Origin of the sequence: Archangium violaceum (genome assembly GCF_016859125.1) — a bacterium.
Lineage (GTDB): Bacteria > Myxococcota > Myxococcia > Myxococcales > Myxococcaceae > Archangium > Archangium violaceum_A.
This window is the reverse complement of sequence record NZ_CP069338.1, coordinates 1,334,597-1,355,686: the sequence shown is the minus strand read 5'-3', so window position 1 is coordinate 1,355,686 and position 21,090 is coordinate 1,334,597. Positions and strand designations below refer to the sequence as shown.

The window sequence follows — 21,090 nt, the reverse complement described above, 5'->3', positions numbered from 1 at the left end:
CAGGAGCGGGCGCATGTGCGCGTGAGGCGGGCCGAGCGCGCACGTTCCCATGTATGCCACCTGTTGGCGCGCGGTGCATCCGGCCATGCGGAGCGCATGCGAACCCGGGAAGCCCAGGCACACGGATTCAACAGTGTGCCTGGACCTCCGTGGAGCATTCAAACGCTCATGGACGGCTCAGGGCTCGGAAGTCGGCAGTGGCACGAGGACTGGAGTGGAATGGATGCTCGACACTCCGTCTCCAATCTGGTCATACACATTACTGCCCCAGGCGCGAGCCGTACCGTCGGAGAGCACGGCCAGGACGTGAGCAGGGCCCGCGGAGATAGTCACGACTCCCGCGAGCCCCGGACGCTGGACGGGGGTAGGATAGGTGAGCTGCTTTGAATCGTCGATTTGACTCGAGCTGTTGTCGCCAAAACCCCACACCGTGCCATTTTGGAGCAGTGCCAGGGAGAGGGCTCCACCCGCCGAGATCTCCGTCACGTGGGAGAGGCCCTGCACGGGGGCTGGCTTGTGCCGGGTCATCCTCGTGCCATCCCCGAGTTGCCCGTACGAGTTGTAACCCCAGGACCAGACGGTGCCATCCTCTCGCAGGGCCAAGGAGCGCATGTTGTTGGCCGAAACCGCCACCGCATTCGCCAGGCCCAGCACCTGCACCGGCGAGAATCGAATCTCCGAGCCGGTAGCGAGTTGTCCATTTTGATTGTCACCCCAGCCCCAAACAGAGCCATCCTTGCGCATCACCAGGGCATGCGTCTCAGCTGCATTCAGGGAGATGACGTCCGTCAACCCTCCTATCTGCCGCGGCCGACTCCCCGAGCCATCCCCGAGCTGACCGTCTCCGTTGCCACCCCAGGCCCAGACGGTGCCATCCTCTCGCAACGCCATGGAGAAGGTGAAGTCGGCCGCGACAGTGATGATGCCCGAGAGGCCCGAAACCTGCGTCGGCGTGGGATTGGCGGAGTAGTTCGCGGGCCTCCCGAGCTCGCCAATGAAGTTGCTACCCCAAGCCCAGACGGTGCCATCCCCGCGTACGGCCAGGGCGTGGCTGTGGCCGGTCGCGATGGCCACGATGTCCGTCAGACCAGGAACCTGCGACGGAGTGGAGGAGGCGCCCGGGGGCGCGGACGGGCCAAGCTGACCGCGGGAGTTGGAACCCCAGGCCCAGACGGTTCCGTCCTCTCGTAACGCCAAGGAAAAATCGTCGCCGGCCGCGAGGGATTTCACCCCATCGAGGCCCTGTACCTTCACCGGCTGGAGGGGTCTTCCCCAGGTCCCGTCCCCCAGTTGAGCGCTCCAATTTCCCCCCCAGGCCCAGACCGTGCCATCCGCACCCAGCGACAGGGAATGTCCACGCCCGGCCGCGAGCCGGTTCCGGCGGGACGCGCCCCTCGCTCGTCGCTCGAGAGCCGTGCGCTCCGAGGTATCCACTCCAGGCTTTCCATGAGAATCGGATTCACTGTCCAGCAGGGCCCGGCCCTTCGCCATGCCCTGCCGCCTCGTGGCCGTGCTCGAAGGCTCAGGTGATACATGGCCCTGGGGCGGCGTTCCCCGCCCGTCATCGCAACCGGTCATCAGCGCGACCGAGAGCAATGCCATCCAAAGCCTTCTCACTCAATGATGCCTTTCTCAAGACATGGAAGTGCCGCACGAACGCACGTTCGTGAGCACGGGTCCCTGGCTCATTTGTGTGAGGGGTGCCAGGAACAACGGGCCATGGAGCACCAGGCGTGCCAATGTCTGGATCGTACACCCCTTGAAATCACCGTCGGCCTGCCTGCCTGCTGGTGATGGGGTGACGAATTTTGTCTGGGCTTGTGACCAGATTTGTCGTAGAGCCCGGGCCGGAAGGACGTGCGCCGTCCGCCCACGTGGTTCCGGCCGAGCCCGGGTCGCCGTTAGGGACGGACCCCACCACCTGCCGAACCCTGCTTCCTCCAGCACGGGGTACTTGGGTGCCATTGAGTCAGACCAGATGCATGTAGAAACGCATGGCGAATATGCAAGTCCGCCGGTAGTCGAGCGAGCCACGCATGGTGGATGACGTGCGGCGCATCAGGTGGCGCGGACCCACTCCGCCCGAGCCCGCGCCGGCCTCCGGACTCACTCAATGTCCTGGTGACCAGGTCTATCGACAGGTGTGGAGTACGGCGCAGCTGGAGTCAGTCCTGCCATTGTAAATGCGGTCTCCAGGAAGGCGGCCGCATTACGAAGCGCCTGATCCGCTTCAGGCATCAGGTTGCCGAATAGGTGCCAGACGTGAAACATGCCGGGCCAGACCTCGAGCGAAACCCGAACCCGGTTCTCGCCGAGATGCGCCGCGAGTCGGATCGCATCGCTCAACATCACCTCGTTCTCGCCGATCTGTACGAGGATCGGTGAAAGCCCACGTACGTCCGCAAAGACGGGCGACGCATCTGGGGCCGTGGGCAGCGTATCTCCGAGAAAGTTCCGGGCGAGGAGGGTAAGGAAATGAAGGCTGCATAGCGGATCGAGGCCATCACGCTCCTTGGCCGATGCGCCGCTGTGGGTGAGGTTCGCCCAGGGTGAAATGGCGACACCTGCCACCGGAAGCGGCACACCCGCATCGCGCGCCCTCCTCATGATGGTGACAACCATTGCGCCGCCGGCAGAGTCGCCAGAAATGGCGATCGATCGTGGAGAGTGCCCTTGCTCGAGCAACGATCGATAAGCAACGAACGTGTCGTCGATTGGCACCGGAAACCGATGCTCGGGAGCCAGGCGGTAATCAGGAATGTAGACTCTGGCACGCAGGAGCTGGGCATAGCGACCGGCAAGCCCGTGATATCCCTTTGGACCGCCGCTCGCGTAACCGCCCCCGTGTATATAGAAGAGTACCCTGCCATCTTCGACTTTCTCGGGCGTTACCAGCGTTCCTGGCACCCCGCCCATGTCGACCTCGGCGAACGAGACGCCCTCAGGCGCCGGAAAAAGCTGTGCGAGTGTACCAAGATAGGTTGAGCGCGCTTCGTCCCAGGTAGCGCTTCCCTGCCCCTGTAACACTTCTCCGATGGCCTCGGCTCCGCGGCCCCACGCTTTCAGCACTTCCCGGACATCCGAACTCAAAGGCATGAATCCTCCAGTTGTTCTGGCAACCCTCTTTCGCTGACGAATGATCTAGGCTATTCATTGGGGAAATGGCTTCCCCACAGCGTTTCCGCTCCATCTCGCCAACGTGCTCGTCAACGCAGCCCAGGCCATTCCCCACGGGGATGTGAAGACGAACGAGAGCCGCGCTTCCTGCCGGTGTCCTGACCGTCGGGCTCCGCTTCGGATCAGGGAGACCCGGCCGGGTCCACCAGTTCCTGTCCGCGTGCGGGGCGATCCGTCGCGTCCTCGTACCCGCGAACCACCAACGCACTCAGGTCGAAAGGCACTCCCCGCTCGCGCTCCAGCCGCTCGGCACGTGCCTCCAGTGCCTCCCGTGATGGCTTCACCGAATGTGGCAGCCCCACCAGGATGCGGTTGTCACTCGACGGCACCTGGAATGTGTACAGTTGGACGAAGCCCTCCTGGTAGGTGCGGACCATCGAGTCGAACAGCGGGTTGGATCGCTGCTCCCAGACGTTGCTCACCACCGCGCCTGCCCCGGTCAGGCGCGCCCGCACCGCCGCGAGGAACTCGCGTGTCACCAGGTGCTTGGGGATGCTGCGCGCACCGTACGCATCCAGGAGGATGAGGTCATATGCGGGACCGGGTGATTCGATGAACCGTCGACCATCGGCCACGTGCGCGCGGAGGGCCGGGTCTTCCTGGAAACCGAAGTAGCGCCGTGCCACCTCCACCACATCCGGGTCGATGTCCACCACGTCGATATGGGCCTCGGGCAGCAGGGCGCGCAGGAACATGGGCATGGCGCCGCCCCCCAGGCCCACTACCAGGATGCGTCGTGGCGCCGGCACGAAGGCCAGTCCCACCATCGCTACCCGGGTGTAGGGCAGCTCCAGCTCCAGCGGATGACCTGGCCTCACCACACTCTGCAGTGCGCCGCCCTTCTCGAACTGTAGATAGCGCCGGCCCCCGCGATCCTCGCTGACGACGATGTGGTTGTACGCGGACTCCCTTTCGTACAGCACCGTGCGGGTGCCGGAGACCGACCAGCTCAAGAGCACCAGCACCGCCACCAGGGCCAGCCGTCGAGCGTCGCGTCGCATGATGCCTCCCGGAATGACGCTAGTGCCGAGGGAGCGTGGGGGCCGGTGGCCTGGAGTGCATCTGTCGGCACTCCGACGGACACCTGTAACCCATCAGGCTGAGGCATCCCCTCATGAAAGACCAAAGACTTCACGGAAAACGAGCTGCTCGCAGATGAGTTGGGCGAAGCGTTCAATGAGAGGCCGCAACCGGGCTTCGGGTCTCGCCAGCAGTTCCCAGCAGCGAGGCCACCAACGTGGTGTGGTCGTCCTCGTCGAAGTCCGTCCAGCCCACGGCCACCACGGCCTGGAACCAACGGTAAGTCTACCGGAAGACGTATTAGATCTCGTCCCTTGGTTGCCGCCTCATACCAAGGTACGGGCAATGTGTTGTGGGGCCGACCCTGGTCCCTGTGTGAGGAGTCATGCCGGAGCGAGACCAGCGGTTGTTCACTTCGAGTTCCCCCCTCCCTCGGGAGCCCCACGGCGACTCGCGACCGACTTCAGAGGAGGCTCGCTTCCAGGAACTGATCGAAGGGCTCGACTCCATCGTCGCCGAGTATGACGCCAAGCAATGTGTCTTCACCTATGTGAGCCGTCGTGCGGAGCAGCTTCTCGGCTACCCCTCCGAGAACTGGCTCCTGAGCGGCTTCTGGGAATCCATTCTCCACCCGGAGGATCGGGCCAAGACCATCCAGTTGTGCCAGCTCTTCACGTCCAAAGCCGTGGATCACGAGCTGGAGTACAGGGTTGTCTCCATGGATGGCCGGGTGGTGTGGCTACGGGAGACGGCCCGTGTCCTCCGTGACTCCCACGGGAAGGCCGACCGGTTGTTCATCCTCCTGATGGATGAGACCGCGCGCAAACGCGCGGAAGCCGTGCTGGAGGCGCAACGACAAATCCTCGAGCAGGTGGTCCGAGGAGAGCCCTTGGATGCAATCTTCCGCTCCCTCATGGGCGTGGCGAAACACCTGCTGCCGGGCTCCTCCTGCCTCATCAGACTCGGGGAGCACGAGAACGAGATGCGGGTGGTGGCGTCATCGAACCTGGACGAGGTCGATGCCCGGCTGCTCACGGGGGCACTCCTGGAGGAGTCCTCCGTTCCAGGCAGGGCGGCCCCCGGCCTCGAGCGAGTTGTCATCGAGGACGTCACCCGCCATCCCGGGTGGCGCGGACCCAGGGAACTGGTGACGAAATATGGGCTGCGGGCGTACTGGTCCATGCCCATCCTGACTGCGGAGGGACACCCGCGAGGGCGGTTGGACGTGCACGCCCGGGACAGCCGGGCGCCCCATTCGGAGGAACTCCAACTCCTCGAGGTGATGACCCACCTGGCGGCGATTTCCCTCGAGCGCATGGAGGCGCAGGCGGCGCTCCAGCAGCGGGCGGATGCGTTGGCCGAGAAGGATCGTCGCAAGGACGAGTTCATGGCCATGCTCGGCCACGAGTTGCGGAACCCCCTGGCGCCGATGCTCACGGCCGTCACGCTCCTCCCCACGGCGGAGGCTCCCCAGCGGACGAAGATCTGCGAGATGCTCGCGCGGCAGGTCAAGCACATGACACGCCTGCTCGATGATCTTCTGGATGTCTCCCGCATTACCCGGGGCAAGGTCCAGGTCTTCCCGGAGCCCCTGCTCTTGGAGGATGTACTCCATCGAGCCCTGGACGGGGTGCGGCTCATGACCCAGCAACACCGGCTGTCGGTGGAGCTCGGGAGCGCGTCGCATTTCCTGCAAGGAGATCCGGCGCGTCTCGAGCAGGTCTTCGTGAATTTGTTGAACAACGCGGCCAAGTTCACGCCACCGGGCGGAGACATCGCCGTGTCGGTCTTCGAGGAGGCGGACCGCGTCGTCGTGAGCATCCGGGACACGGGTATGGGCATTCCGGCGGAGCTCCTGCCCCACGTCTTCGAGCCGTTCCGACAGGGAGAGCAGCCGCTGTCGCGTCACCTCGGGGGTCTTGGCATCGGCTTGACCCTGGTCCGGGATCTGGTCTCGTTGCACGGAGGAAGCGTCGAGGCGCGGAGCGAAGGTCCGGATCGTGGCAGCGAGTTCAGGGTGTCTCTGCCCGTAACCTCCAAGCAGGAGCGCCCCCAGGACGCGAAGCCGGTGGATGCCGCTCCTCGCTCCCAGACCGTCCGCACGCGCCGCGTCCTGGTGGTGGACGACAACATCGACGCGGCCGAGACCCTGATGGAGTACCTCCAGTTCCGAGGACACACGGTCCATCTGGCCCATGAGGGGCCTGGGGCCATCGGACAGGCGCTTCTCCAGAAACCCGAGCTCATCGTCCTGGATCTCGGCCTGCCTGGGATGGATGGCTTCCAGGTCGCTCAACGGCTCCGGGGCGAGCCGAACATGGCCGGGGTCACCCTGGTGGCGCTGACGGGCTATGGCCAGGAGCGAGACCGGGTGCGAGCCCGGGAGGCGGGTATCCAGCACTTCCTCCTCAAGCCGGTTGATCTCGACGAGTTGATGCGAATCATCGAAAGCGAGCGATAGGTCCCTTCTCCGAGCTCATTCCAAATGAACCCCACTCCCTTGACCCCACTCCTGGATGAGTCCTCCCTGCGGTATGTCTCCCTTGGCGAAGAGCTTGCTCGCACGGTCCTCGCCCCGAAAGCGGCCTCCGTCGATGCGGAGGCAACGTTTCCGCGCGACAGCGTGGCGGCATTGGCCGAGCAGGGACTCCTGGGTCTGTGCCTCCCACGGGAGTAGGGGGGCAAGGTCAGGGGCCCCGGACGTTCGCCGCGGTCGTGGAGGTCTTGGCGAAGGCCTGCTCTTCCACCGCCATGGTGTTCGTGATGCACACCACCGCCGCACAGGTGCTCGCGTCTGCGGTCCCGTCCCAGCAGACGGCGAAGCTCCTCCGGGAGATTGCCGCGGGTCGGCACCTCACCACCCTGGCGCTCTCGGAAGTAGGAGGGCGCTCGCAGTTCTGGGCCCCCCTGTCAGAGCTCCGCACGCATGAGAAGGGGTTCACCTATCAGGCGGAGAAGTCCTGGGTCACGGCCGCGGGGAATGCCGACTCGTACATCTCGTGCGCGCGGGTCCCGGGTGCCGCCTCCGCACTCGAGTCGGTGCTGCTCCTGGTGGAACGGCGTACCGAAGGAGTCCGGGTCACCGGGCGATTCGAGGGACTCGGTCTGCGCGGCAATGGCTCGGCGCCGGTGTCCTTGGATGCTGTCCAGCTCTCCGCGGACGCGCTCCTCACGCCCATGGGTGAGGGGGCTTCGGCGCTCGTGGGGCAGGTGCTGCCGTGGTTTTGTGTCGGTACGGCCGCGATGTCCAATGGCCTGTGCCAGGCGGCCGTCGAGGCGACGGCACGGCATCTCCAGCAGGCAGGCTTCGCACAAACCGGCACTCACCTGAGGGAGCTGCCAAACCTCCGCGCACGCCTGGCGCAGATGAGCGTCCGCTCCGAGCAGGCCCGAGCGCTCCTCGGCGCCGCGCTGTCCGGATTCAACCCCCCGGCTCCAGCGCCGCTCCTCCCTCTGCTCCAATCGCGCCTGTCATCCATCGAGGCAGCGCTCGAGGTGTGTGACCTGGCGATGAAGGCCTGTGGTGGCGCCGCCTTCTCCCGCCATCTTCCCGTGGAGCGCATCTTCCGCGACGCGCGCGCCGGGTGGGTGATGGCCCCCACGGTGGATCATCTGCAGGACTTCATCGGGCGCCTCCTCACCGGGCTCCCCCTCCTGTAATCGCCTTCACCCGCTGGACACGTTCGCGCCTGGCGGAGTACCTGCGGCAGCGTACGGGCGTTGACGTCAGCCCTGAATGGGTGGGCCAGTTGCCGGACTCTTCTCCGTCCTTCGCGCCGGACCCATGAAAGAACTTGGTTCCTATGGTTTGGGGACCGGAACCTCGAAGGCATTCAGGAGCGCGCACGTTCCCATGTAGGCCACCTGTTGGCGCGCGGTGCATCCGCAGGGCCCGCGGAGATAGTCACGACTCCCGCGAGCCCCGGACGCTGGACGGGGGTAGGATAGGTGAGCTGCTTTGAATCGTCGATTTGACCCGAGCTAAGGAGGCTCGGAAAAATAAATGTTCCACACGGCGTGTTGAGTGTCTGAATTCAGCAGACGGGTGACAGATGAACGTAACGCCATCGATAGAGGCTGTTCAACGCAAATTCGAGGCGCTGCGTGCGGGAATGAACGAGGCGGTTCGTCGGCGCTGGGCGGCTGCGGAGGCCAGGTCCTTGGGAAGGGGAGGCATCAGTTTGGTGGCAAAGGCCACAGGACTGTCCCGGTCGGCAATACGGCGGGGGTTGAAAGAGCTTGAACAGGGGGTGACTCTCGACATCCACCGCGCACGCCGCCATGGTGGAGGCCGGAAGAAAGCGACAGAGAAAGACACAACGTTGCTGTCGGACCTCGAGGTGTTGGTGGAGCCAGCCACGCGCGGCGATCCGATGTCGCCCTTGCGCTGGACTTGCAAGAGCACCGTGAAACTGGCCGCTGAGTTGAGTCATCGAGGCCATGCCATCGATCCCAGCACCGTGGGGAGACTTCTGCGCCAGACGGGCTACAGCCTCCAGAGTAACCGCAAAACGCGTGAGGGCGGCAAGCATCCCGACCGAAACGCACAATTCGAGCACATCAACGCGCTGGTGCGGGCCTTCCACCGGCGCGGAGAGCCTGTCATCTCGGTGGATGCCAAGAAAAAGGAGTTGGTGGGGGACTTCAAGAACGCAGGAAGGGAGTGGCACCCGAAAGCCAAGCCGTCCGAGGTTCGGGTATACGACTTCGTAGATAAGGAGTTGGGTAAAGTCCTGCCGTACGGCGTCTATGACGTGGGCGCCAATGAGGGATGGGTGAGCGTAGGGGTGACACACGACACGCCCGCCTTCGCCACGTCCACCATCCGAACCTGGTGGTTGGAGATGGGCCGAGAGCGCTACGCGCGAGCGAAGGAGTTGCTCATCATCGCAGACAGCGGTGGCAGCAACAGCGCTCGTGCTCGGTTGTGGAAAGTGGAGTTGCAGCACCTGGCGGACGAGATGGGGCTGCGAATCAGCGTCAGCCACCTACCGCCCGGAACGAGCAAGTGGAACAAGATAGAGCATCGGATGTTCTGCCACATCACCCACAACTGGAGAGGGCGTCCCCTGGAGAGTCGAGAGATCGTCGTCAACCTCATCGGGAGCACGACTACCGAAAAGGGCCTACACATTCAGGCAGCACTCGATACGGACGACTACCCTCTTGGCATAAAGGTAACCAACCATGAGATGGAGTCGCTCCGAATAAAAAGGAACAAGTTCCATGGGGAATGGAACTACGTATTCATACCCAACGTGGTTTGAATTTCACGCACAATGGAACATTTATTTTTCCGAGCCTCCTCAGGCGCCGGAAAAAGCTGTGCGAGTGTACCAAGATAGGTTGAGCGCGCTTCGTCCCAGGTAGCGCTTCCCTGCCCCTGTAACACTTCTCCGATGGCCCCGGCTCCGCGGCCCCACGCTTTCAGCACTTCCCGGACATCCGAACTCAAAGGCATGAATCCTCCAGTTGTTCTGGCAACCCTCTTTCGCTGACGAATGATCTAGGCTATTCATTGGGGAAATGGCTTCCCCACAGCGTTTCCGCTCCATCTCGCCAACGTGCTCGTCAACGCAGCCTAGGCCATTCCCCACGGGGATGTGAAGACGAACGAGAGCCGCGCTTCCTGCCGGTGTCCTGTCCGTCGGGCTCCGCTTCGGATCAGGGAGACCCGGCCGGGTCCACCAGTTCCTGTCCGCGTGCGGGGCGATCCGTCGCGTCCTCGTACCCGCGAACCACCAACGCACTCAGGTCGAAAGGCACTCCCCGCTCGCGCTCCAGCCGCTCGGCACGTGCCTCCAGTGCCTCCCGTGATGGCTTCACCGAATGTGGCAGCCCCACCAGGATGCGGTTGTCACTCGACGGCACCTGGAATGTGTACAGTTGGACGAAGCCCTCCTGGTAGGTGCGGACCATCGAGTCGAACAGCGGGTTGGATCGCTGCTCCCAGACGTTGCTCACCACCGCGCCTGCCCCGGTCAGGCGCGCCCGCACCGCCGCGAGGAACTCGCGTGTCACCAGGTGCTTGGGGATGCTGCGCGCACCGTACGCATCCAGGAGGATGAGGTCATATGCGGGACCGGGTGATTCGATGAACCGTCGACCATCGGCCACGTGCGCGCGGAGGGCCGGGTCTTCCTGGAAACCGAAGTAGCGCCGTGCCACCTCCACCACGTCCGGGTCGATGTCCACCACGTCGATATGGGCCTCGGGCAGCAGGGCGCGCAGGAACATGGGCATGGCGCCGCCCCCCAGGCCCACGACCAGGATGCGTCGTGGCGCCGGCACGAAGGCCAGTCCCACCATCGCTACCCGGGTGTAGGGCAGCTCCAGCTCCAGCGGATGACCTGGCCTCACCACACTCTGCAGTGCGCCGCCCTTCTCGAATTGTAGATAGCGCCGGCCCTCGCGATCCTCGCTGACGACGATGTGGTTGTACGCGGACTCCTTGTCGTACAGCACCGTGCGGGTGCCGGAGACCGACCAGCTCAAGAGCACCAGCACCGCCACCAGGGCCAGCCGTCGAGCATCGCGTCGCATGATGCCTCCCGGGATGACGCTAGTGCCGAGGGAACGCGGGGGCCGGTGGCCTGGAGTGCATCTGTCGGCACTCCGACGGACACCTGTAACCCATCAGGTAGATGACGAAGTCGCCGCGTCTGTTCTCGCGCTTGCCCGCCTTCCAGACGGAGTCGTCGCGCCCGAGGCCCTTCGCCAGCCCAGAACCACCTGCTTCCCCCGAGTGAAGCCGTGTATACGGTGGGATACCCATGTGCGTGCAAGGGTCGAGGGGTGTGCCCCTCCTGCAACGGCGTCTTCGTGCCAGGGGAGGGAGGCGTGCGCATCGAGGTGTTGCCGCCGCCCAAGCAGGGTGAGGTGGAGCGGCTGCTGAAGGTTGTGCGCCACCGGGTGCTGCGCCTGCTGAAGAAAAGAGGGTCCTTGGCCCGCGCAAGGGCCTGAGGACGCGCAGCAGGCGTACCAGGCGCACTCGCTGCAGCAGCGGCTACGCTGGACGGAGGTGGAGGTCCGGCCCCCGCCCCGAAAGCAACCCCGGTGTGCCTTGCTGGAAGGCGAGTGCAGTGGGCCGAGTTGCTCAGGAGGACGTTCGACTGCGACGTGTTCGCCCGCGGGAGGTGTGGAGGCAGGCGCCGGGTCTTGGCATCAGTGAAAGAAGCCGAAGGGATGCGCTGCCCCACGGGCTGCTCTGACCCCTACACCGGCGCAGCCCACGGCCTTCCTGGCCCCTGCCCCCCTCCTCCACCTCCCTGCAAGAGGGCTCCTATTTCGCCTATACGTCCCAGAGTGCCCCAGTTCCAACCTCGGGCCGAGCCAGGGCCCATCCAACACCGACCCCGTCAGTCCCGTTCCCTACCGCCGACACCACCAGTGCCATCATCACGCCCATCTCGCTTTGCATGTCATGGCCCCATCAGGCGAACGATGTGCCTGTCTTCCCGCGGGACGCAACGGCAAGCTGGCGCTCCGTGACCTGGCGTCCCGTATTGGTCGAGGTGCGACCTCCGGCCTCACCCCGCCTTATTCACGAGAGGTGCAGGAGGATGACCGGAAAAGGAGGGTGACGCGCCTGACCTCCCGAGTGGTAGAGGGGTGTTGTTCAGACATCCACCACCACAAGGCAGGAGGCGCGTCATGGGTGAAATCCTCAACGACTTCGGGCTGGAGTTCAACGGCTCCGTGAAGCTGGAGGCGAGGGCGGAGCGGTTGACGTCGGAGGCAGGTGCGGTGCTGCTGAGGGAGGTGGACGAGCGGTTGGGGCTGACGCGCTGGCTGGGGGAGATGTTGACGGACACGCGAGACGAGAAGCGGATAACCCACTCGCTGAGGGAGTTGGTGCGCACGGACCTTCTGCTGTTGGGGCAAGGGTGGAGAGACCACGACGACGCGGACGCGCTCAGGAGGGACGCGGCGTTGAGGTTGGCGGTGTCGGACAGCAAGAGCAGCGTGCCGCTGAGGGGGAAAGAGGGGGGAGCGGAGGGGTTGGCCTCACAGCCCACCTTGTCGCGGCTGACGGCCATGTTGGCGCGAGAGGAAAACCGGAAGGTGCTGCACGAGGCGCTGGTGTGGCAGACGGGGCGGAGGCTGAGGCGCAGCAGCCCAAGGGCCAGAAGCTCAAGCAGGTGACGGTGGACGTGGACGGGTTGCCGGTGGAGGTGCATGGGCACCAGGAGGGCAGCGCGTACAACGGGCACTACGGAGTACGCATGTACCACCCGATTGTCGCCAGTCTGGCCGAGACGGGAGACCTGCTGGACGTGAGGTTGCGCGAGGGAAACGTGCACAGCGCCAATGGAGCGCTGGAATTCATCGACGAGTTGCTGGGGCGAGTGGAGAAGGAGGTGTGTGAGGTGGCGGCGGTGCGCTTCGACGCGGGCTTTCCCGAGGAGAAGCTGCTGGCGAAGCTGGAGGAGCGAGGCACGCCCTACGTGGCGCGCGTGCGCAACACCAGCGTGTTGCAGCGGGAGGCGGCGCTGCCGCGCTTCATGAATTCGGGAGTGCCGCAGGGGGAGCCGGGCACCCACCTGTACGAATGGGAGTACCAGGCGCAGGGCTGGAGCCGTGCGCGGCGCGTGGTGTTGGTAGTGCTGGAGAGGAAGGACGAGCTCTTCCCGCACGCCTTCTGGCTGGTGACGAGCTGGAGCAAGGAGCAGATGCCGGCCGAGGCGCTGCTGGAGCACTACCGCCAACGCGGCACGGCGGAGGGCCACTTCGGAGAGCTCATGGACGTGCTGGCCCCGGCGCTCTCCTCGGCCAGACGGCCCAAGTCCAAGTACCGGGGGCAGCCGCCCGTCCAGCGCGCGGTGTCCATCGACGCCTTCGCCAACAACGAGGTACGCCTGTTGCTCAATGCCCTGGCCTACAACCTGGTGCACGCCGCGCGCGTGCTGATGGAGCAGGCCACGGGCGAGGGCTGGGGCTGCTCCGTGTGCGCGAGCGGGTGCTCAAAGTAGCCGCGCGGGTGCTGTTACACGCCAGAAGAGTGGTGCTGGTCATTGGCCGGGAGTCGGCCAGCCTCTGGCAGAAGCTGTGGACGAAGCTGGGCTCGCTGAGCACAGCGCAAATCACGTAGCTGCCTGGAGTCAATTGCAGCTCACGTGTCGCACTCTCCCCACTCCCCTCTCCATCTCCTCCTGCTTGCTACCCGCTGCCCCGGGGCGGGCTTCCTCTGCCTTGTGCCCGATAACTCAACCCAACGCGCTCGACCTCAGCCTTCATGCATGTCTTGAGCCAGTCGTCGCGAATATGGTGGGCTCACTCTTCACCGACCTGTCCGACAATCGGACAGGTTGCTGAAGACTCGGCCCGGAGGCCCTCCTTCGGGTGTCAAAGGACTTGAGCAACAGGACCTGGCACGACACGCGGCGGGAAGGAGGCGACAGGCGCCGAATTGGATGTGGCCACAGGGCCACACCCTTCCCCCAGGCCAGAGTGTTTCCGGGGAGTTGCGCAACTTCCAGCGCTGGTCCACAAGCTGCAATGGGGGCGCGGCATGAGACCACTCCACCTTCTTCATCAAATGTTCCTGTCCTCCCTGTCTGCCCTGGTTCTGCTCACGGCCTCGTCGGCCCGAGCGGATCTGCCTCACGAAAGGTTCTTCCTGAGCCGAGAGGAAATCTCAGAAGAAGCCCTACGGGGGGTCATCGGCATTGCCATCATTCATACAATGACGGGGCCCGATTACCAACCCACCGCGAGCCTGCCCCGCTTCGCGCCTCGAGGTGATGACTTCGTGACCGAGACCGCGCTCCCACTGAAGCAACTCCGCGCCATCAGCGGCTGGGACTGGGATTACTTCGCTTTCCGCAAGTTCCCCGTCATCGAAAAGCGCGGCGAGTACCTTCACATCGTTATCGATGCACACACGAATGAGCGCGCCTGGGTCAGCTTGAATACCCAGGCCCCCCAGGAAACCGGCGTGCAATTCGTTCCGCTCGACTCACCCGAGTGGGAATGGAACGGCATCGAACTCTATCTCCTGGCCTCCCAAGGACAGACACGCTTGTATAACGCGCCGAGACCCGAGGCGATTTCCCATCCGCTCTCGCCCCTCAAGCCGCCGAGGAGGAATGGAGCGCTGATCGGGGACCTGCGCATCATGAAGACACGGGGGAAATTCATGCAGATCGGAGAGCTGCTCAGCCTGGATGAGCCCCTCGCCCCGGTGGGTTGGGTTCCCATCACCGACGAGCAAGGCCGTCTGCTTGTCTGGCCAGTACTCGCCCCCATGTGCTGATGGGGCCCCGCCACACTCCAGCCATCCGAGTGGTTCTGTCTCCTCTGGCGTAGTGGATGGCTTCCCATTCTTCAGTGATGCCTCGAGTCAAAGGGGGGATGTCCATGTCTTGAATTCCAATCATGTCTGGCTGAATGAGCTGGGCAATCACACGCAGACGGCCTTTTCAATGAATAGGCAAGTCCAGCAGGAAAACAAGGCCACGAACAAGTCAAATATTTCCTGTTGCGGGGTGATTGCGATATCAGTCCAAATGGAAAAGCCCGGCTCCACTCGGGGTTGGCGCGGACGCCAACTCTACGAGCCCTTGAATAACATCGTTTCCGACCATGTCGAAAGCTTGCTGGCACTCCACGAGTCGAGAGTGCCGGCGTATCAAACAGGAGTGGATAAATGAACGAAACCGTAGGTAGGTGGGCCCGCCTGGGGCGAAACTCCACGGCAGGCCAGTTCTTGCTGATGGGGCTGCTCGCCGGGGCCTTCACGTCGGCATGCAGCAACCGTCCCGATCCGGCCATGGGGCGTGAATCCATCACGCAAGCGTTGGGGGACCAGAGTGGGGCGGCGGTTCTGCCGACGACCATCCACATGGATGTCGGGGGCGGGGGGCGCCCCATTCCTCGGGAAATCTTTGGCAACAACATCCGGTGGGATTCCTTTGATTCATACTACGCGTCTGGCAATGAGCTACCGCCCGGGATTCTCAACGACTTGCGCGCACTCGGTGTCCCCTCGCTGCGCTACCCGGGTGGATGCGGCGCGGACGGCTTCACCTGGGAGACCACGATTGGCCCCAAGGGACTCCGCGGCGAGCAGCTGAGCACCCTGAAGTGCACGAAGGACAGTGTGGCGTTGGCGGGCAAGGCCCACTTCGGAGTGGACGAGTTCCTCCAGTTGGCGGAAAAGCTCGGTGCCGAGCCGCAGCTCACGCTCCAGTTCCGGCCGCTCGACAAGACATTCACCGTGCAGGCGGAGTCGAGCTACACGGTCCTGGAAGATGAGGGGAATCCCAACATCCGCGTCAGTGACTACGATTTCGATGATGGCTCGCACGTCGACATCCATGACCCGGGCGACTCCATCGAGCTCTCCTTCAACGTCCCCCGCGCGGGCTACTACCGGCTGCATCTGCGCAACCGTGCCGGCTTCTTGGGCCAGATCAACAATCCCACCGCCTACTGGACCCGGGATTCCTACACCTACATGCTCAACCCGGGTGAGCTCGAGAAAGGGAAAGGGGCCCAGTTCGTCCCCGTCTCCTTCACTGGTGACACGAACACTCTCACCGACAAGGCCCCCGACCGCGATGGCCACACCGTGTGGGGCATCACCCGCTCGCCGGTTCTCTACCTGCGGGAGGGCACCCGCCAGTTGCGGATCACCACCAACGAAAGGGGCAATTACCTCATGGTGGACTGGCTTCAAGTGGAGGAACTCAACCATGACAACTCGGTCAAGCGGGCGATGGCCTGGTTGGCCTACGTCAATGGCGACCCCGCGGATACTCGCTCGATTGGCATCGACGAGGCGGGCATCGACTGGCGCACCGTGGGCTACTGGGCCTCGCTGCGGGGCCGCTCGGATCATGGCAACCATCCTGCCCCGTATGGAGTGAAGTTCTGGGAAGTGGGCAACGAGGCTTGGGGGGGAGATCCCTTCGGCGTGCCCCAGGACGCTGCCGGCAGAACCGATCATCGCGGATATGCGCAGGCCTTTCTCGATTACAAGAACGCCCTCTCCGCCATTGACCCCAACCTGTACCTGTCCGCCTCGAGCACCTCGTTCTACAGCCAGGGCTCAACATTGACCGACTGGATGTCCACGCTCGTCCAGGAGCTTGGGGATGATGTGAGGATGATCCACTTCCACCCGTACTACCCGTGGGTCGTCGAAGACAACAAGAGTCCCGCTTCGCACTATCAAAAGGGAATCACCGCCTATGTGGGCCTGCAAACCTCGCTCGACTGGTACCGGAACAAGCTCCAGCTCCACCATCCCTCGCGGTATGGCAAGCTCAAGCTGTCCGCGAGCGAGTGGGCGGCAGCCTACGGTTGGGACAACGAGAAGGAAGACACCGAGGGAAACCTGCTGCGCAGCTACGCGGTGCGCTGGACCGGGGTCATGACTGCGGCGGACAAGTTGGGCACCATGAGCAAGAACACAGACCTGCTCGAGAATGCTCAGTACTGGATGCTTTGGGGTGGGGACACCTGCGTGTTCCAGGTGGAGGGTGGAAGCTACTTCAAGCATGGCATCTTCGAGGTGCTCCAGGCCTTCAATCACTACTGGGGTGACCAGCACCTCCCGGTCTCCGTCTCCGGCAGCTCCAGCTACTACTTCCCACGTCACAGCGAGGTCATGCCCGAGGGCTACCATCCTCACCTGGCGGCCTACGGCAGCCTCGATGCGAAGCGCTACTACCTGATGGTGCTGAACAAGGATGAGTTCAACGCCAAGGCGGCGACGGTGCAGCTCAGCGGTCTGCCCAGCGCGACCAACCGGGTCCAGGTCCGCACCATCCGGGCCAACGCGCCGGCGCCCACCTACAGCGCCATCGATTCGGCCACCGCCGACATCATCACCACCAGCGTCACATCCCTCACCCCGTTCGCCCCGTCCTTCGACTACACCTTCCCCGCCAGCTCCATCACCCTCTTCGTCATCGACCGCGCGCCGGAGGCCAACCCCGCCCTGCTGCGCGAGGTGGAGGACGTGGCGACGACGGTCAAGGACACCGGGTCGCCCATCAATCTCTACGATTGGGCCCACGACAGCGGCTCCCACATGGCCCTGAACGAGGTGGGCGACGAGATTCTGGTGCCCTTCAGTGTGACCGAGCGCGCCTACTACGTGCTGGAGCTGCGGCACCGTTCCGGCACGAGCGACGACACCACGTCGTATTGGGAGAAGAACGCCTATACGTACACGCTCGACGGCACGCCGATGATCTTCGCTGGCGACAGAAGCACCATCCTCTCGGGCGCCGACCTCGATGGCTACACCGTGTGGGGCACCAGCCGAAGCGACGCGGTGCTCCTCGAACCCGGCCGGCACTCCCTGCGCATCAAGATGAACGCGACCTGGGGCAAGGTCGACTGGCTGCGGGTGCGCCAGGACATGACCCGGGTGGTGGAGGTGGAGTCGAGCCACACGGTGGTGACCAATGCCTCGGGCGAGGTGAAAGTGATTGATCTCACACTGGACAGCGGCAAGAACCTGAGCCTCCAGCCCGGCGATACAGTGAGGATCCATTTCAGCGTTCCGCGTAGCGGCAAGTACGCCCTCTCCCTGCGGCAGCGGACGGGCGTCGGCGAGAACGCCACCAGCCAGGTGCCGGCCTACCAATATAAGTTGGACACGATCACCATCCGCGGCGCGGTCGACACGGCTACCCTCTCGAAAATCGATCCGTACGACGGCTTCACGGTGTGGGGGACGGTGAACTTCCCGCTCACCACCCTCAGCGCGGGCAGCCACACCCTGGAGGTGACGATGACCAGTCAAACCACCTACGGGATGCTCGACTACCTGATCGCCGTATCACAGGCACCCTGACGAAGCTCGAGGTCCATCCCCGGCGTCCTCTCCTTCTCCGACGCCTCCACCGCCGCGGCCCAGGACGAGCTCTCCTCTTCCGGCCCTGGCGCAACCCCCACTCCAGGGAGCAGAAGTGGCCGGAGTCTCGAGCATGGAGTGAAGACGCCGTGGAACCTTCAGCGTTCTGACCGACACCTACCGGACCGAGTCACCTCACCACGCTCCGGGGTGAGGTGACTTCCTTTCCCCGGAGTCCGATGAGCCGGGTGGAGGGCACCATCGCGCCGAACAACGCCTCACGGGTCGAGGGATTGGAGCAAGCGAGTCGCGTGGCCGTGCGTAGAGCGGGGAGGTGAGCCCGAGCTCCTCCGCGTAGGCCTTCGCGATCTGCTGCTCCAGGGGGGCTGGCGGCCTTCCACCCGGGGTCCGAACGAATCAACCCACCATATTCGCGACGACTGGCTCAAGACATGCATGAGGGCTGAGGTCGAGCGCGTTGGCTTGAGTTATCGAGCACAAGGCAGAGGAATCCCGCCCCGGGGCAGCGGGTAGCAAGCGCGGCAGGTCAAGCACATGACGCGCCTGCTCGATGATCTTCTGGATGTCTCCCGCATTACCCGGGGCAAGGTCCAAGTCTTCCCGGAGCCTCTGCTCTTGGAGGATGTACTCCATCGAGCTCTGGACGGGGTGCGGCTCATGACCCAGCAACACCGGCTATCGGTGGAGCTCGGGAGCGCGTCGCATCTCCTGCAAGGAGCTCCAGCGCGTCTCGAGCAGGTCTTCGTGAATTTGTTGAACAACGCGGCCAAGTTCACGCCACCGGGCGGAGACATCGCCGTGTCGGTCTTCGAGGAGGCGGACCGCGTCGTCGTGAGCATCCGGGACACGGGTATGGGCATTCCGGCGGAGCTCCTGCCCCACGTCTTCGAGCCGTTCCGACAGGGAGAGCAGCCGCTGTCGCGTCACCTCGGGGGTCTTGGCATCGGCTTGACCCTGGTCCGGGATCTGGTCTCGTTGCACGGAGGAAGCGTCGAGGCGCGGAGCGAAGGTCCGGATCGTGGCAGCGAGTTCAGGGTGTCTCTGCCCGTAACCTCCAAGCAGGAGCGCCCCCAGGACGCGAAGCCGGTGGATGCCGCTCCTCGCTCCCAGACCGTCCGCACGCGCCGCGTCCTGGTGGTGGACGACAACATCGACGCGGCCGAGACCCTGATGGAGTACCTCCAGTTCCGAGGACACACGGTCCATCTGGCCCATGAGGGGCCTGGGGCCATCGGACAGGCGCTTCTCCAGAAACCCGAGCTCATCGTCCTGGATCTCGGCCTGCCTGGGATGGATGGCTTCCAGGTCGCTCAACGGCTCCGGGGCGAGCCGAACATGGCCGGGGTCACCCTGGTGGCGCTGACGGGCTATGGCCAGGAGCGAGACCGGGTGCGAGCCCGGGAGGCGGGTATCCAGCACTTCCTCCTCAAGCCGGTTGATCTCGACGAGTTGATGCGAATCATCGAAAGCGAGCGATAGGTCCCTTCTCCGAGCTCATTCCAAATGAACCCCACTCCCTTGACCCCACTCCTGGATGAGTCCTCCCTGCGGTATGTCTCCCTTGGCGAAGAGCTTGCTCGCACGGTCCTCGCCCCGAAAGCGGCCTCCGTCGATGCGGAGGCAACGTTTCCGCGCGACAGCGTGGCGGCATTGGCCGAGCAGGGACTCCTGGGTCTGTGCCTCCCACGGGAGTAGGGGGGCAAGGTCAGGGGCCCCGGACGTTCGCCGCGGTCGTGGAGGTCTTGGCGAAGGCCTGCTCTTCCACCGCCATGGTGTTCGTGATGCACACCACCGCCGCACACATGCTCGCGTTGCCGACTCGTACATCGCGTGCGCGCGGGTCCCGGGTGCCGCCTCCGCACTCGAGTCGGTGCTGCTCCTGGTGGAACGGCGTACCGAAGGAGTCCGGGTCACCGGGAGATTCGAGGGACTCGGTCTGCGCGGCAATGGCTCGGCGCCAGTGTCCTTGGATGCTGTCCAGCTCTCCGCGGATGCGCTCCTCACGCCCATGGGCGAGGGGGCTTCGGCGCTCGTGGGGCAGGTGCTGCCGTGGTTTTGTGTCGGTACGGCCGCGATGTCCAATGGCCTGTGCCAGGCGGCCGTCGAGGCGACGGCACGGCATCTCCAGCAGGCAGGCTTCGCACAAACCGGCACTCACCTGAGGGAGCTGCCAAACCTCCGCGCACGCCTGGCGCAGATGAGCGTCCGCACCGAGCAGGCCCGAGCGCTCCTCGGCGCCGCGCTGTCCGGATTCAACCCCCCGGCTCCAGCGCCGCTCCTCCCTCTGCTCCAATCGCGCCTGTCATCCATCGAGGCAGCGCTCGAGGTGTGTGACCTGGCGATGAAGGCCTGTGGTGGCGCCGCCTTCTCCCGCCATCTTCCCGTGGAGCGCATCTTCCGCGACGCGCGCGCCGGGTGGGTGATGGCCCCCACGGTGGATCATCTGCAGGACTTCATCGGGCGCCTCCTCACCGGGCTCCCCCTCCTGTAATCGCCTTCACCCGCTGGACACGTTCGCGCCTGGCGGAGTACCTGCGGGCGCGCGGTGCATCCGGCCATGCGGAGCGCATGCGAACCCTGGAAGCCCAGGCACACGGATTCAACAGTGTGCCTGGACCTCCGTGGAGCATTCAAACCAGTGGCACGAGGACTGGAGTGGAATGGATGCTCGACACTCCGTCTCCAATCTGGTCATACACATTACTGCCCCAGGCGCGAGCCGTACCGTCGGAGAGCACGGCCAGGACGTGTGCAGGGCCCGCGGAGATATTCACGACATTCACGACTCCCGCGAGCCCCGGACGCTGGACGGGGGTAGGATAGGTGAGCTGCTTTGAATCGTCGATTTGACCCGAGCTGTTGTCGCCAAAACCCCACACCGTGCCATTCTGGAGCAGTGCCAGGGAGAAGGCTCCACCCGCCGAGAGTTCCGTCACGTAGGAAAAATCGTCGCCGGCCGCGAGGGATTTCACCCCATCGAGGCCCTGTACCTTACTGTTGCCCGCGCGGCTGATTCCAAGGGGGGTAGACCGCCAGACGCGCGATGGTGGTTCGGTTGGCGG

Annotated in this window: 18 protein-coding genes and 2 pseudogenes; 14 read left to right on the top strand and 6 right to left on the bottom strand. The window is 64.4% G+C overall.

Annotated features, from left to right (window positions below; translation table 11 throughout):
- Nucleotides 1–177 precede the first annotated feature (177 nt).
- The 4 genes and pseudogenes from JQX13_RS05785 to JQX13_RS05775 form a co-directional block, all read right to left on the bottom strand.
- Nucleotides 178–1,074: an RCC1 domain-containing protein gene (locus tag JQX13_RS05785; RefSeq protein ID WP_239014563.1), complete on the bottom strand. Its 897-nt coding sequence runs from the start codon at nt 1,072–1,074 to the stop codon at nt 178–180.
- Between the two features lie 21 nt (nt 1,075–1,095).
- A pseudogene (locus JQX13_RS56125) lies at nt 1,096–1,491 on the bottom strand (RCC1 domain-containing protein); the annotation flags it as partial.
- 615 nt (nt 1,492–2,106) lie between these two features.
- Nucleotides 2,107–3,096: an alpha/beta hydrolase gene (locus JQX13_RS05780; protein ID WP_203408069.1), complete on the bottom strand. Its 990-nt coding sequence runs from the start codon at nt 3,094–3,096 to the stop codon at nt 2,107–2,109.
- 203 nt (nt 3,097–3,299) lie between these two features.
- Complete coding sequence (locus JQX13_RS05775) at nt 3,300–4,178, bottom strand: spermidine synthase (RefSeq protein ID WP_203408068.1); 879 nt, start codon at nt 4,176–4,178, stop codon at nt 3,300–3,302.
- A gap of 404 nt (nt 4,179–4,582) precedes the next feature.
- On the opposite strand from JQX13_RS05775, the gene JQX13_RS05770 reads away from it, so the two are divergent.
- From JQX13_RS05770 to JQX13_RS05750, 5 genes and pseudogenes are all read left to right on the top strand, one after another.
- The gene (locus JQX13_RS05770) at nt 4,583–6,658 is read left to right on the top strand and encodes a hybrid sensor histidine kinase/response regulator (RefSeq protein WP_203408067.1); all 2,076 of its coding nucleotides are present in this window, start codon (nt 4,583–4,585) and stop codon (nt 6,656–6,658) included.
- A gap of 24 nt (nt 6,659–6,682) precedes the next feature.
- A pseudogene (locus JQX13_RS56120) lies at nt 6,683–6,984 on the top strand (acyl-CoA dehydrogenase family protein); the annotation flags it as partial.
- Nucleotides 6,961–7,857 (top strand): acyl-CoA dehydrogenase family protein, encoded by an 897-nt coding sequence (locus tag JQX13_RS05760; protein WP_430384200.1) that lies wholly within the window; start codon nt 6,961–6,963, stop codon nt 7,855–7,857. The pseudogene JQX13_RS56120 and the gene JQX13_RS05760, both read left to right, overlap by 24 nt.
- Nucleotides 7,782–7,985, top strand: coding sequence for a winged helix-turn-helix domain-containing protein (locus tag JQX13_RS56115; RefSeq protein WP_203408065.1), 204 nt, complete (start codon nt 7,782–7,784; stop codon nt 7,983–7,985). Before JQX13_RS05760 ends, JQX13_RS56115 begins: the two co-directional genes overlap by 76 nt.
- Before the next feature lie 264 nt (nt 7,986–8,249).
- A complete protein-coding gene (locus JQX13_RS05750) occupies nt 8,250–9,464 on the top strand; it encodes an ISAzo13 family transposase (RefSeq protein WP_203408064.1) in 1,215 nt (404 codons plus the stop codon).
- Between the two features lie 397 nt (nt 9,465–9,861).
- On the opposite strand, the gene JQX13_RS05745 is transcribed toward JQX13_RS05750, so the two are convergent.
- Complete coding sequence (locus tag JQX13_RS05745) at nt 9,862–10,740, bottom strand: spermidine synthase (RefSeq protein ID WP_203408063.1); 879 nt, start codon at nt 10,738–10,740, stop codon at nt 9,862–9,864.
- A gap of 297 nt (nt 10,741–11,037) precedes the next feature.
- On the opposite strand from JQX13_RS05745, the gene JQX13_RS55260 reads away from it, so the two are divergent.
- From JQX13_RS55260 to JQX13_RS05710, 9 genes are all read left to right on the top strand, one after another.
- Nucleotides 11,038–11,160 (top strand): hypothetical protein, encoded by a 123-nt coding sequence (locus JQX13_RS55260; RefSeq protein ID WP_275424981.1) that lies wholly within the window; start codon nt 11,038–11,040, stop codon nt 11,158–11,160.
- A 690-nt stretch (nt 11,161–11,850) separates the two neighbouring features.
- Complete coding sequence (locus tag JQX13_RS05740; protein ID WP_203403352.1) at nt 11,851–12,342, top strand: transposase; 492 nt, start codon at nt 11,851–11,853, stop codon at nt 12,340–12,342.
- Entirely contained in the window at nt 12,282–13,169 is an 888-nt protein-coding gene (locus JQX13_RS05735; protein ID WP_203408062.1) for an IS1380 family transposase, read from the top strand. Before JQX13_RS05740 ends, JQX13_RS05735 begins: the two co-directional genes overlap by 61 nt.
- A complete protein-coding gene (locus JQX13_RS55255; RefSeq protein WP_275424884.1) occupies nt 13,157–13,288 on the top strand; it encodes a hypothetical protein in 132 nt (43 codons plus the stop codon). The genes JQX13_RS05735 and JQX13_RS55255 overlap by 13 nt, the downstream gene beginning before the upstream one ends.
- Before the next feature lie 420 nt (nt 13,289–13,708).
- Nucleotides 13,709–14,452: a hypothetical protein gene (locus JQX13_RS05730; protein ID WP_203408061.1), complete on the top strand. Its 744-nt coding sequence runs from the start codon at nt 13,709–13,711 to the stop codon at nt 14,450–14,452.
- 393 nt (nt 14,453–14,845) lie between these two features.
- Complete coding sequence (locus JQX13_RS05725) at nt 14,846–18,007, top strand: alpha-L-arabinofuranosidase C-terminal domain-containing protein (RefSeq protein WP_203408060.1); 3,162 nt, start codon at nt 14,846–14,848, stop codon at nt 18,005–18,007.
- A gap of 678 nt (nt 18,008–18,685) precedes the next feature.
- Nucleotides 18,686–19,507: a hybrid sensor histidine kinase/response regulator gene (locus JQX13_RS05720; protein ID WP_203408059.1), complete on the top strand. Its 822-nt coding sequence runs from the start codon at nt 18,686–18,688 to the stop codon at nt 19,505–19,507.
- Between the two features lie 24 nt (nt 19,508–19,531).
- Complete coding sequence (locus JQX13_RS56110) at nt 19,532–19,723, top strand: acyl-CoA dehydrogenase family protein (protein WP_430384152.1); 192 nt, start codon at nt 19,532–19,534, stop codon at nt 19,721–19,723.
- A 187-nt stretch (nt 19,724–19,910) separates the two neighbouring features.
- Nucleotides 19,911–20,519 carry an acyl-CoA dehydrogenase family protein gene (locus JQX13_RS05710; RefSeq protein WP_203408057.1) on the top strand — a complete coding sequence of 203 codons (609 nt, stop codon included), beginning with the start codon at nt 19,911–19,913 and terminating at the stop codon, nt 20,517–20,519.
- A gap of 139 nt (nt 20,520–20,658) precedes the next feature.
- Here the strand turns inward: JQX13_RS05710 and JQX13_RS05705 are convergent, their stop codons facing one another.
- Complete coding sequence (locus JQX13_RS05705; protein WP_203408056.1) at nt 20,659–20,964, bottom strand: hypothetical protein; 306 nt, start codon at nt 20,962–20,964, stop codon at nt 20,659–20,661.
- Between the last annotated feature and the right edge of the window lie 126 nt (nt 20,965–21,090).

Bases quoted from the DNA above. Each gene is read 5' to 3' on its own strand.
- JQX13_RS05730 (WP_203408061.1), top strand. From the start codon at position 13,709: ATGAGACCACTCCACCTTCTTCATCAAATGTTCCTGTCCTCCCTGTCT.
- JQX13_RS05745 (WP_203408063.1), bottom strand. From the start codon at position 10,740: ATGCGACGCGATGCTCGACGGCTGGCCCTGGTGGCGGTGCTGGTGCTC.
- JQX13_RS05770 (WP_203408067.1), top strand. From the start codon at position 4,583: ATGCCGGAGCGAGACCAGCGGTTGTTCACTTCGAGTTCCCCCCTCCCT.
- JQX13_RS05750 (WP_203408064.1), top strand. From the start codon at position 8,250: ATGAACGTAACGCCATCGATAGAGGCTGTTCAACGCAAATTCGAGGCG.
- JQX13_RS05725 (WP_203408060.1), top strand. From the start codon at position 14,846: ATGAACGAAACCGTAGGTAGGTGGGCCCGCCTGGGGCGAAACTCCACG.
- JQX13_RS05740 (WP_203403352.1), top strand. From the start codon at position 11,851: ATGGGTGAAATCCTCAACGACTTCGGGCTGGAGTTCAACGGCTCCGTG.
- JQX13_RS05780 (WP_203408069.1), bottom strand. From the start codon at position 3,096: ATGCCTTTGAGTTCGGATGTCCGGGAAGTGCTGAAAGCGTGGGGCCGC.
- JQX13_RS05760 (WP_430384200.1), top strand. From the start codon at position 6,961: ATGCACACCACCGCCGCACAGGTGCTCGCGTCTGCGGTCCCGTCCCAG.
- JQX13_RS56110 (WP_430384152.1), top strand. From the start codon at position 19,532: ATGAACCCCACTCCCTTGACCCCACTCCTGGATGAGTCCTCCCTGCGG.
- JQX13_RS05775 (WP_203408068.1), bottom strand. From the start codon at position 4,178: ATGCGACGCGACGCTCGACGGCTGGCCCTGGTGGCGGTGCTGGTGCTC.
- JQX13_RS05720 (WP_203408059.1), top strand. From the start codon at position 18,686: ATGACCCAGCAACACCGGCTATCGGTGGAGCTCGGGAGCGCGTCGCAT.